The organism is Fructilactobacillus myrtifloralis (assembly GCF_024029335.1).
GTDB lineage: Bacteria > Bacillota > Bacilli > Lactobacillales > Lactobacillaceae > Fructilactobacillus > Fructilactobacillus myrtifloralis.
In genome coordinates, this window is the sequence record NZ_CP097116.1 from 900,662 (window position 1) to 912,075 (window position 11,414).

Below are 11,414 nucleotides of genomic sequence, written 5' to 3' on the forward strand. Positions count from 1 at the left end.
TTCGATGGCAATGCCCACATCACAAAGGAGATTCATTATGCCAGAACTCATGAATGCCATCGGCTATACCCACTCCCTGCCGATCGATGATCCAAATAGTCTAATTGACTTTAAAACGGCCATTCCAACGCTTAATGACCATGATTTACTGGTGCAAGTTGAGGCGGTCTCGGTCAATCCCGTTGACATCTTTACCCGCAACGGTCAGACCACCACTCTCGCTGAACCCAAAATCATCGGCTATGATGCGGTCGGAACGGTTGTTAAAACGGGAACTAACGTGGACTTATTCAATGTCGGTGACCGGGTCTTTTACGCCGGGGCTTACAACCGGCCCGGTAGCAATAGCGAGTACCAGGCTGTTGACGAACGGATCGTCGGGCGCGCACCCAAAAAGCTCACTCCTGCAGAAGCAGCCGCTATGCCACTCACCAGTCTCACGGCCTGGGAATCATTATTTGAACAAATGAACATCGACATGCATAAGCATGCGGTTAATCAAAAACAATCCATTTTAATCATTAATGGGGCCGGTGGGGTTGGTTCCATCGCGACCCAATTAGCTCATTTAGCCGGGCTTCAGGTCATTGCGACCGCCGGAACTTCCCAAACGAAAGACTGGACACTGCAGCATGGTGCTGACTACACGGTGGATTATCATGAAGACATCGTAGAACAAGTCCACCAACTAGGGTTTAAAACGGTTAACTACATCTTGGAACTACAAAACCTGGACTACTACTGGGACACCATTAGCCAACTAATTGCACCCTTAGGCACCATTGTTTCAACGACCGGGAGTGGGCAACACCTTAACTTCCAACCGTTGAAACGCAAGATGGTCCGCTTTGGCTGGGAATGGATGTACGCCAAGTCGTGGTATCAGACCCCGAACCTGATTTCTCAACACGAAATCCTCGACCAGGTCAGTGCGCTCTTAGACCACGGTCAGTTACAATCTACATTGACTAAAACATTTAGTCCTATCAACGCCGAAACCTTACGGGCGGCCACTAAGTTAGTCGAAAGCCACCAGATGATGGGGAAAGTGGTCGTGGAAAATTAATTAAATATCCAAATTAAAAAAAGCCTAACTCTAAATGAGCTAGGCTTTTATTATTTATTATTTTTGTAATTATAAACAATTGTTGTCAGTGGTGAACAGACCAATACGGTTAATACTCCTGCCCCTAGAACAATCCACGCATCACGGGGCCAAAAACCATCATTAAGAATGGTCCGGGAAGCGCTAATTACGTATGAAACAGGATTAATTGTGACTAAAAATTGCATGAAGCGTGGTAGTGTTTGAACCGGAACAAAGGCATTGGAAAGAAAAATTAAAATTAACATTGTCATCAATGAGATACTTTCGACCATGGTGGCACTTTTGGCAATTAAGCCGTATAGAGCAAAAATCCAACTAAGCGCCCACCCAAGGAAAACATCCAACATAATCACTACAATTAACCACCCAAAACCGGACTGGGGTCTCCACCCCATTAAATATCCCGTTCCTATCGCAGCAAGTGCCGCTAATAATAATCGAAAAATATCTGCTAACAATTGCCCTGCTAATGGTGCTAGTGGGGAAATTGGGAGTGATTTGAAACGCGTATAAATCCCCGTATTCATGTCATCACTAATTTGGGTCCCTGATCCTGATGCTGCGGAAAGTAACGCTTGCATCAAAATTCCTGGAACAATGATTGGCAGGTAATCGTGAACATTCCCTGCAATTGCGCCCCCAAATAAATAACCAAACAGCACCATAAATAATACTGGTTGCACAACAACATCTAACAAAGAATCCGGATTGTGAAAAGTTTTCAATAGATTTCTGTAAGTCATCGTAATAACATTCGAAACAAGTTTAGTTTTCTGCTTTTGCATTAAATTCATCGGAGTTCCTCCTAATTTTTCCCAACTGTCAACGCAAAAAAGACATCATCTAATGACGGATATTGAACGTCAATTTTAGTAATTTCCAGTTGCTTGGCTGCTAATCGATTTAAAATTTTAGCAACGTCATCTACTTTCTCTAACGCAATCGTAATGGTTTGCTTGGTTGATGATTTAACCACACTAACCGTGGACGCAAGTAACTGCTTGGCCTCCGTTGCTTGCGTCTGCTTTTTAAACGTTAGCACCAGTTTTAGTCCCCCAACTTGCTCTTTGAGTTTGTCCGGTGTTCCTAACGCCACCAATTTTCCGTGATCGATGAGTGCCACCCGATTAGCCAATTGATCTGCTTCCTCTAGGTATTGAGTGGTTAAGAGAATGGTCGAGCCGGCATCAACTAAGTTTCGAATGGTTGTCCACATTTGTGCTCTGGTACGCGGATCTAGTCCCGTAGTGGGTTCATCTAGAAAAATTAACTGCGGACGGTCAATTAAACTGATTGCCAAGTCTAATCGTCTTCTCATCCCTCCAGAAAAATTGTTTAGTGTTTTCTTGGCAGAATCAACTAGATCAAATTCGTTAAGTAACTCATTCGTTCTAACCTTAGCTGCACTCCGTGAAAGTCCATTTAACCGGCTAAAAATCATTAAATTTTCATAAGCTGAAAGATCTTCGTCTAAAGACGTTGACTGGCTAGTTAATCCAAACAACGATCTAACTTTCATAGCATTAGTTTCTACATCATATCCAAATATTTTAATCGAACCCTTAGTAGGCTTTAAAAGGGTCGTTAACATTTTTATGATGGTAGTTTTCCCAGCTCCATTGGGACCTAATAAGGCAAAAATTTCTCCCCGATGAATATTAAAAGAGATTTGATCTACGACCTCGTGACCTTTAAAGGACTTGGTTAGTTTCTCAACTGCTACTGCATTTTCATTTTCCATTAGATAATCCTTCTTTATATTTTTTCGTCTGGGCCCCTGACAAATAAAAATGATAAGGGGTCCTGATGAAAAAGTCAACTAATTAATCTAGGCCCCTTATGATTTTATTGGAATAGCATCACTGCTATAATTAACAAAGCACAACTAGGAGGATAGATTAACTTGGATAAACTAATCAAAAAACAACAACTAGCAGCCAAATTATTTGAATTTACGGTTCTCCAGGATTTAGATAACGAACAATCCGAACGCCATTTGCCGGCCTTTAAGGGCCAAAATAAAATTTTAGTGGCACTAAGTGAAGAAGAAAATATTTCCCAAAAAGACTTGGCTGATCGCCTTGGGATTAGCGTACAATCAGTTGCCGAATTTGTAGCTAAACTACTAAAAAAGGGCTATATTACCAAGAAAAAATCTCCTCAAGATGGAAGGATTCAGTTAGTTAAATTAACTGACAAAGGCCGAAAGGAAGCCGAAAAAAGCTTATTTTACATCCCCCCTTATCTCGACTATTTAAGTGAAGATGAACAATCACAATTGCTAAAAATTATCGATAAACTGAATCTTAGCATTAAAAATAATTTACGCGTCAGTGGGATTAAAAACATTGGGACTAAACTACGACTGAATAACTTAGATAAAAAAATAAAATAGTTACCTACGAACAAACGCCTAGCTCTACATGAGCTAGGCGTTTTTCTTCTCTGGTTTCCCTTTAAACTCTCCGGCTTTATTTAACCATTGCTAAATCCAGTAATCATCTAACGTTACGTTAGTTTACCTATAACCAAGGTAGCTTAAAGTTTCCTTTCTTGTTAAACTTGAAACCAACCATCAGTAAGAAAGGATCCTCAAGTTATGAAAATACTAAAAAGAGTAAGTTGGCCAATCGTCCAAGTAATTGCATCCTTGCTTTCAATCTGGCTGGCGATCACCGGAATTAGTAACAACCATGCCCCCATTGTCCTGCGAGGCATCTGCATCATCGTATTAATCTTCTTTATCTGTTGCGCCATTAAATCTATTCTAGCGCTCAGAGCTGCTCTACAGTCCCAAGTGAAATGAGCTAGAAGAATTAAAAATAATAAGCTTAAAAAATATGGAGTATATTCGATGACACAAAAAAATAAAGTGCCATGGTATCTGGCTTTGTTTATTTCTGCAATAGTAGCGCAAATTGCATTGTTCATGTCTGTCTACAAACTACCAAGTATAAATAATATCCACCCATTTGGATCACAAATTATTGTAGTAATTATTTTGCCAATAATTATATTTATAGCTTCATATTTTGTAACTTAGTTATTTTTAAAGCTATTTGATAAAAACAAGGCTCCAGAATCTTTATTTATAGCAATGATTCTAGCTATAAGTATTGCAAATGGAATTTCTATTATTATTGCACTTTTATTTAAGACAACTATTGCACCAGCTAACGTTATTTTACAATCAATCTTAACAACACTAAGCTATTATAAATTTACAAAGTGCAAAGACAAACTTGGAAGTATAATAATTTTCACTATTTCGTTAATCATGAATGCATTACTGACATTTTTAACTAATCTTTTTTATCTATAAAATCGTTCACTGATAAACTTAATTTCACCAATCGTATTCCCTTCGTCAGCAAGGTCATCTATCATTAGATAGATAACTTACGTTTAGGGAGATCACTATGATAATTAGCATCATTATTTTAATTAGCTTATTACTAGCCATTGGGTTTATTGCCGGTCGGTCGCAAGACAAATTTTTATTTTTAAAGTCCGGTGTTTACTTCTTTTTAATGGAAATCACGTCCAGCATCGCACTCCTAATATCTGTCAGTGGTGTCTATTTTCTCATGGTAAAACTGTTGCACTACCACATTCGGATTCTCACATTCTGTCTCGCCGCCACGTTTATTGGTGGGATTCTCAACTTTTATGTCATCCGCTGGTTAAAGTTCTTTAAACGATCTAACAGCTTGTTGGTTATGCAAGTTGAGTATTACATCCAATGGACTACGATTGCCCTAACCCTCTATCAATTTTTAACGGGTTCACATGCCAATTTAAAGGTCTTTGCCAAGGCAGGGATTTCCGCCGAAAATTTAGATATCAACACCCTTAATTTAGTGGTTTTACCCCTGCTGTTAGTCAGCTGGATCTCAATCGCCATGATTAAGATTTATTTGACGGATCGGGGGCACTAGTTGCCAACTGCTGTTCAATCCCTTATTAGCACCCCAATAGGAGCAAAAGAACCCTCCAGCTTAAAGGCCTAACCATTTTCCGGGTTTCGAATGTGAAACCAACTTCCTAAAAAGCCAAACAAAAAAGCGACCAGCAGTGCTGGTCGCTTTTTTCAAATGCCAATTACCACTTTATTTTTCTAACAAGTGTGCCCGTTCCAGCATCCGTGCAATCAACAGTGATAACACCCCACTGAAGAGGAATACTGACACCAGACTCACTAAAAACAACGCCACAATTAGGCCAGCACTAAAACCAGCGTAATCATGCTTCAACAACTGAAACCCAAACGTCACAACGGTCGTCGTAATCGAAGTTAACGTAACGCTCAGCCAACTGTAGTTTTTGTAGCCCGTCACCGCAAACCCGAGTTCGGACCCAACTCCCTGGACGACCCCAGATATCAAAGTTGCTGCGCCCCAAATGCCACCGAGGAGCATTTCTACCACAGATCCGAGTAATTCTGCTAACAACCCGGAGCCGGGAATCCGTACTACTAACAAGGCCAGTGGTCCCGAAATGGTCCAAAAACCTAGTAACGCGGCCCCAGCAAATGGTGCTAACCCCATGGGCGTCAACAGAGCCGTCACCGCCGTATAAATTGGATTCATAATCCAGAAAATTAATCCGGTCACAATTCCAATTAAAGTAACTAAAATAATGTTTTTCAAATGCCAATCTGCTAACCAATGCTTCATGCTTTTATCCTCCGTTTGTGATTTCTGCATAATAAAAAGCACTCAACCACAGCTGAGTGCTTCAGAAAGACAAATTAAGATTGCACTAGTAACAATCGTCATTTCTAACGCGATAATCGTTCCCTGCGGTAGTTCTAACTACATCAGGTTCAATGGGTTTAATCTCAGCTCGTGGCACCCCAACTTTTTATTATGTCGTTAGTATAGCATACTTTTTACCGCATGCTGTGCTTTTTTTCCAAACCAAAGGCTCGGGAACAGCCGTAGTAAACCACGGCCGAGAGTGCCATTGTAATAAAGGTCGCCCCGATCGTTGCCTGAATCACCGGAAGCTGCTTCAACAGCAGGTAGACGATGACCCCTAGCACTAGGCTTCCTACGGCAATCACATTGTAGCCACCCTGATACCACAACGGACCCTTTGGATTTGCCAACGTCTCTGGCGTATAATTATCCCGGTTCAGGCAGAAATAATCCACACACATGATGGCGATGATTGGTCCCAGTAACATCCCGGTATAGTCTAGAAAAGCAATGAAAGCCGCCAGGAAACTTCCGCTCAATAACGGCACAAAGGTCAATAACATCGAAACCACGGTGATGATCACGAGGGCCTTATTAAAACTCACTTTGTGAAACACATTGTTCAAAGCGGAGGCGCCGGCCTGAATGTTAACGGCATTAGCGGTCATGCTCGTCAACACAATTACGATCATGGCGATGAAGCCTAAGCCGAGCTTATTGGCAATAATACTAGGATCAGAGTTGTTCGCATCGTAACTACCCGACGTCAGCGCCACGCTAATCGTGGTACAAATCCCAATCAGGATAAAGCTAAGGAGTCCCAGCAATGCCCCCCAGAATGGTGCGCTAACGGCCACGTGTTTGCTACGGGTAAACCGGGTAAAATCGGCACCACCGGTGACCCAGCCTAGTCCCGCGGCGGCAATCGTATCAATGCCCAGGCCAAATGCCATCTTTTGGGATGCGGGAACGTGATAATGGAGTAAGTCGGTCAACGAAACGTTTTTAAACACCACAATCGTTTCTAAAATCACAAAAATGATAACTAAAATGACCCCAATTCGTTCCACCAGCTGCACGGAACGTTGTCCGGCCACAATACTTAGAATGTGCAACACACTCATGATGGCAATCCCGACAATCATTCCCAGGTTTCCACCTGGCTGGCCAAATAACGGCCATTTAAACAAGCTGTGAAAAATAAAAGCGAGGGACGTGGCGGCAATAAAGGTATTCACGGCCGTCCAGCCCAAGAAGAGGGTGATGTTGATTAACGAGGGAATGAGACTGCCCCGAATTCCAAATGAACCCCGGGAAAGCACCGTGGTGGTAGCTCCTGTTTGATAACCAACGTAGCCCATCATACTCAAAAAGAGGTAGACCAGCACGCCGGCAATCAACGTGGCCAAGGTCCCACCGATTAAGCCACAGGCGGCCACGACCCCACCGAGAAACCAGGTTCCATTGTTCGCGTTCGCCCCAAACCAGGTTGCAAACATATCCCAGTAATTCATATTCCGTTCGTTTTCCGGTATAACTTGAAACGCGTGTTTGCTATTATTCAATATAGTTTCCTCCAAAATATTAACATTTTGTGTCTGTTTTATATCAATAATCGTCTTTATTAGTATAGCAGAGATAATTACGAAACGGTAACTTTCCCGGTCTTTTCTGCATTGTTTCCCCTCCACACGAATTAGCTTATAATTACCTAAATCAAATTTTTTAATCCAGAAAGCGGGGTGCGCGAACATGCCAACGAAAATTCTTGAAATCTATGATTCCCTGTTACCAACATTGCTAATCTCAATTCACCAGGAATACGTAACTGAAATTAACCTTGGTACCAAGGTCATAGAATATCGTAAATCTTTTTTCCATGATCCATTTCAAGCCTTCGTTTATTCCAGTGGCAAGGGAGGGGGAATTGCCACCTTTATCCAGTGTGATCAACCGATTGTTAGTGATGCTGATCGCTTAGCACGCATCGGATCACTCGTCGGAAACGATGATTATCGTGAGCTTTTTTCTTACTTTAAACCGAAAAATACCGGCGTTATAATCCCGATTCAAACGGCTTATCAAATCCCACTTCTCCCCTTAACTCAACTCAGAGAACAATTTACCGAGTTTACTGCTCCGCAAAAATACACTTTCTTGGATCATCCAAATAAACAAGCCTTATTAAATTATCTATTGGAACAACCCATCATTGGCAAAACGAAAAATAACTGGCACAATTACTACGAACAACTTCGCCAGCAACTATAGATTCACTTTCTTGCAATCATTTTTACAACAGAAATCGTCACCCCCATGTAAGCGGAAACATGGTAAAATAGAAGTATAAACAAGGAAGAAAGGAGAAAAACTATGATTATTTTATTACATGCTTTAATTGGAATCGTTGGCTTTGTTAGTGCCGGGGTCCTCGGAATTAGTTTCATGGGACATACTCAAGAATTATCAACCATGCAACGCTGGTCCTTAATCCTAACGGTTAGTGCCGTTGGAATTACCGCTGTGCTCGGTCTATACTACATGGCTGGAATCTGGGGCGCCTTAGTTTCCGCACTCTTACTAGCTTACTTTGAATACGTTTGCTTCTTTAAGGAAGCTAAAACCGTTCACAATAACTAATTACATAAAAAGCGCTCACCGAAATTCGGTGAGCGCTTTTTTCTGCCTTCCATCATTATGGTAACTTCACTAAGCCCACGGCGACCGTCCCTGCGATCCAAAAGAGGCTGCCAAGTAACATCAGCGTTGGAAGGGAATTCCCAATCAACGGCAAAATTACCACACTGAACAGCGAAGCAACGATCTGGGGTACGCATACCTGCGCATTAAACAACCCTTGGTACACGCCTGCATTCTGGGCGGGAACGGCATCCATCACAAAGGCCAGGGGATAAATAATAATTCCAGCCCATCCGACTCCAATTAAAATAAAGGCGATCACCATCCCGATGACCGAATGCAGGAGGCCGACGCCCACAAAGCCCACGGCCCCAACGGCTAACGTCAGCCCTAACGCTCGAACTTGATGGCGACGAGGAACCCGGGCTAGTCCAACGGCCATCACAGAGGCTGCCAGGGCATAAATCCCTGACAAAACCCCAAACAAGTTCCCGCCTTGTTGATAGGCCGCACTCGCCGGGTTCGTTGCTTGGTAAACGTTGGCAGCAACTGTCCCCGCCCCATACGTCCATAAGATCGCAAAGGCTACAAACGCCAGGCCCTGCACTAACGCAATTGCCCAAAAAATCGCCGGTGCCTGTTTAATTAGTTCCCAGCTACTCGGCTGGGTAGGACTCGGTGGTCCTTGGTACCGTTCGAGTTCTGCTGGGGCGTATTCATGCACATGCAACACGGTCAAAATGGTACAAACGGTTAGGATCAACGCCGCCAAGTAAAAGACTAATTTAATCGTGAGCGGAGCTACTCCAGCCGGTGCTGTGTTCTCGATTCCCAGTTGGGATAATAACCAGGGGGTGATGGCGGCGAGGATTCCCCCACCGTTTACCATGATACTTTGCAGCGACGTGACCTGACCCTTTTGTTCACTATTCACCATGTCCCCAATCAGAATTTTAAACGGGGCAACGCAAGCATTCGCGGCCACAATGTACAGTAACACCAGCGTGGCACCAATGCTTAAAACTAACGGGGTTGACAGGCCCCAGTCTCCGGCATTGGGCAGTAACACTAACGTGACATCAGCCAAAAGCGTTCCCCCAATCAAGTAAGGTAAGCGTCGGCCCACGTGGGGCAGCCACGTTGCATCCGAAAATTTACCTAAAACGGGCTGGGTAATCATGCCCGTTAGCGGGGGAATCAGAAAAAGAAACGCTAACAACTGGGGGCTCGCTCCAAACGTTTGAAATAACCGCCCTAATTGCGAATTCTCGAGACCTAACGACATTTGCGCTCCCAAAAGGCCAAAGCTCAACCAGAAGATTTGGCGAAACTTAAGGGCTGGTAATGGTTGTGGTGCTGACATGGGGCACTTCCTTTCAGAGGTTTATTCCCATTGTACTGGTCCCCTACTGGGGATTCAAACTCAGAAATCACGTTATTAATTCACAATTAAATTAATATTTTTCACAAATAGGCTTGCCAAGCTTTCTGTAAGCGGTTACAATTAACTTCATAACCGTGCAACCAACTAAATTTGCACCAGAAAGTAGGGAAAGTTGTGAAAAAATTTCATTTAAACATCGCATTTATTTTTATCTTTGGCGCCCTTGGCGGAATGCTCTTTGGGTTCGATACCGGGATTATTTCCGGGGCTTCGCCTTTAATCGAAAGTAATTTTCATTTAAACACCACCCAAACCGGCTTCATTACCTCATCCGTCCTAATCGGATCAGCCGTGGGAGCCCTTTCGATTGGGGCACTTTCCGACCGTTTCGGTCGCAAAAGGCTTTTAATTCTCGCCGCGCTACTCTTTTTATCTGGTTCTGGATTGTCCGCCGTTGCGACGGGCTTTCTTCCGATGGTAATTGCCCGCATTATCTTAGGCCTAGCCGTTGGAGGTGCCTCCGCCCTAACCCCCGCCTACTTAGCTGAATTGGCCGATAAAGAACACCGGGGCTCGTTAGGAACCATGTTTCAACTCATGGTAACCCTCGGCATCTTACTGGCCTACGTTTCTAACCTCGCCTTTCTCGGCCACAACCTCTTAGGCATTCGGGACTGGCGCTGGATGCTCGGTTCAGCGCTAATTCCCGCCCTGTTGTTGTTAATCGGGGGCATTTTACTTCCCGAATCACCACGCTACCTAGTTGAAAAGGGGAAGGTTGATGAAGCGCGAACCGTCTTACACCGGATGCGGGCCAATGGTACCACTGATCCGGATGCAGAAATCGCCGAGATCCAAGCCGTTTCGCACCAAGAAAAGGGCGGCTTCAAGGAACTTTTCACAATCGCCCGCCCGTCCTTGATTGTGGCCATGGGGATCATGCTCTTTCAACAATTGGTGGGGATTAACGCAGTCATCTACTTCCTCCCCCAAGTTTTCATGAAGGGCTTTCACTTCCCTGCTGCCAATGCCATCTGGATTTCCGTTGGGATTGGGGTGGTGAACTTTGTCGTTACCATCCTGGCCTACCTCATCATGGATCACGTTAACCGCAAAACGATTCTCATGTTTGGCTCGATTGTAATGGGCTTGTCCCTCGGACTTTTAGCGGTCCTGAACTTTACCCTCAGCATCCGGGTAGCAGCCATTCCAACCATGCTGTTAATTGCCGTTTACATTTTTGGATTCGCCATTTCCTGGGGACCAATTGCCTGGCTGTTAATCGGGGAAATCTTCCCCCTCTCGGTCCGGGGGATCGGAACCGCGATTGGGTCAGCCGCCAACTGGATTGCGAACTTCATTGTTTCCCAATTCTTCCTCAGCACCCTCGCCCTGTTTAACAATAACGTCGGTGGTCCCTTCGCAATTTTCGCAGTCTTTGCCTTCCTTTCCTGGGGCTTTGTCTACTACTTTGTTCCAGAAACGCGCAACAAATCCTTAGAAGCCATCGAAGCTGAACTTGTCCACCGTTACCACACCAACCAAACCAAATCCTAAGCAACCAAAAAAGCAAGCCAGCTCC

At 43.9% G+C, this 11,414-nt stretch carries 12 protein-coding genes and 1 riboswitch; of the genes, 6 read left to right on the forward strand and 6 right to left on the reverse strand.

What is annotated here, in order from left to right; all coding sequences use genetic code 11:
* The first annotated feature begins 37 nt into the window (after nucleotides 1-37).
* The gene (locus tag M3M35_RS04575) at nucleotides 38-1,066 is read left to right on the forward strand and encodes a zinc-binding alcohol dehydrogenase family protein (protein WP_252749498.1); all 1,029 of its coding nucleotides are present in this window, start codon (nucleotides 38-40) and stop codon (nucleotides 1,064-1,066) included.
* Nucleotides 1,067-1,116: 50 nt separating this feature from the next.
* Here the strand turns inward: M3M35_RS04575 and M3M35_RS04580 are convergent, their stop codons facing one another.
* Nucleotides 1,117-1,902: an ABC transporter permease gene (locus M3M35_RS04580; protein WP_420842379.1), complete on the reverse strand. Its 786-nt coding sequence runs from the start codon at nucleotides 1,900-1,902 to the stop codon at nucleotides 1,117-1,119.
* An 11-nt stretch (nucleotides 1,903-1,913) separates the two neighbouring features.
* A complete protein-coding gene (locus tag M3M35_RS04585; protein WP_252749499.1) occupies nucleotides 1,914-2,849 on the reverse strand; it encodes an ATP-binding cassette domain-containing protein in 936 nt (311 codons plus the stop codon).
* A gap of 162 nt (nucleotides 2,850-3,011) precedes the next feature.
* On the opposite strand from M3M35_RS04585, the gene M3M35_RS04590 reads away from it, so the two are divergent.
* Nucleotides 3,012-3,503, forward strand: a complete 492-nt coding sequence (locus tag M3M35_RS04590) for a MarR family winged helix-turn-helix transcriptional regulator (RefSeq protein ID WP_252749500.1) — start codon at nucleotides 3,012-3,014, stop codon at nucleotides 3,501-3,503.
* 197 nt (nucleotides 3,504-3,700) lie between these two features.
* Here M3M35_RS04590 and M3M35_RS04595 read toward each other — a convergent pair whose 3' ends face one another.
* Complete coding sequence (locus tag M3M35_RS04595) at nucleotides 3,701-4,039, reverse strand: hypothetical protein (protein WP_252749501.1); 339 nt, start codon at nucleotides 4,037-4,039, stop codon at nucleotides 3,701-3,703.
* A 488-nt stretch (nucleotides 4,040-4,527) separates the two neighbouring features.
* Between M3M35_RS04595 and M3M35_RS04600 the strand changes: the two genes are divergently transcribed.
* Nucleotides 4,528-5,046 carry an SA1002 family membrane protein gene (locus M3M35_RS04600; RefSeq protein ID WP_252749502.1) on the forward strand — a complete coding sequence of 173 codons (519 nt, stop codon included), beginning with the start codon at nucleotides 4,528-4,530 and terminating at the stop codon, nucleotides 5,044-5,046.
* Between the two features lie 171 nt (nucleotides 5,047-5,217).
* Here M3M35_RS04600 and M3M35_RS04605 read toward each other — a convergent pair whose 3' ends face one another.
* Complete coding sequence (locus tag M3M35_RS04605; protein ID WP_252749503.1) at nucleotides 5,218-5,784, reverse strand: ECF transporter S component; 567 nt, start codon at nucleotides 5,782-5,784, stop codon at nucleotides 5,218-5,220.
* 103 nt (nucleotides 5,785-5,887) lie between these two features.
* Nucleotides 5,888-5,976, reverse strand: a riboswitch (TPP riboswitch).
* A gap of 23 nt (nucleotides 5,977-5,999) precedes the next feature.
* Nucleotides 6,000-7,376, reverse strand: coding sequence for a purine-cytosine permease family protein (locus M3M35_RS04610; RefSeq protein WP_274706369.1), 1,377 nt, complete (start codon nucleotides 7,374-7,376; stop codon nucleotides 6,000-6,002).
* 184 nt (nucleotides 7,377-7,560) lie between these two features.
* Between M3M35_RS04610 and M3M35_RS04615 the strand changes: the two genes are divergently transcribed.
* Both M3M35_RS04615 and M3M35_RS04620 read left to right on the forward strand, forming a co-directional pair.
* Complete coding sequence (locus M3M35_RS04615; RefSeq protein ID WP_252749505.1) at nucleotides 7,561-8,079, forward strand: hypothetical protein; 519 nt, start codon at nucleotides 7,561-7,563, stop codon at nucleotides 8,077-8,079.
* A gap of 102 nt (nucleotides 8,080-8,181) precedes the next feature.
* Nucleotides 8,182-8,448, forward strand: a complete 267-nt coding sequence (locus tag M3M35_RS04620; protein ID WP_252749506.1) for a hypothetical protein — start codon at nucleotides 8,182-8,184, stop codon at nucleotides 8,446-8,448.
* Nucleotides 8,449-8,503: 55 nt separating this feature from the next.
* Here the strand turns inward: M3M35_RS04620 and M3M35_RS04625 are convergent, their stop codons facing one another.
* On the reverse strand, nucleotides 8,504-9,811 hold the full coding sequence (locus M3M35_RS04625; protein WP_252749507.1) for an MFS transporter: 1,308 nt from the start codon (nucleotides 9,809-9,811) through the stop codon (nucleotides 8,504-8,506).
* Between the two features lie 195 nt (nucleotides 9,812-10,006).
* On the opposite strand from M3M35_RS04625, the gene M3M35_RS04630 reads away from it, so the two are divergent.
* Nucleotides 10,007-11,389 (forward strand): sugar porter family MFS transporter, encoded by a 1,383-nt coding sequence (locus tag M3M35_RS04630; RefSeq protein ID WP_252749508.1) that lies wholly within the window; start codon nucleotides 10,007-10,009, stop codon nucleotides 11,387-11,389.
* Nucleotides 11,390-11,414: the final 25 nt, after the last annotated feature.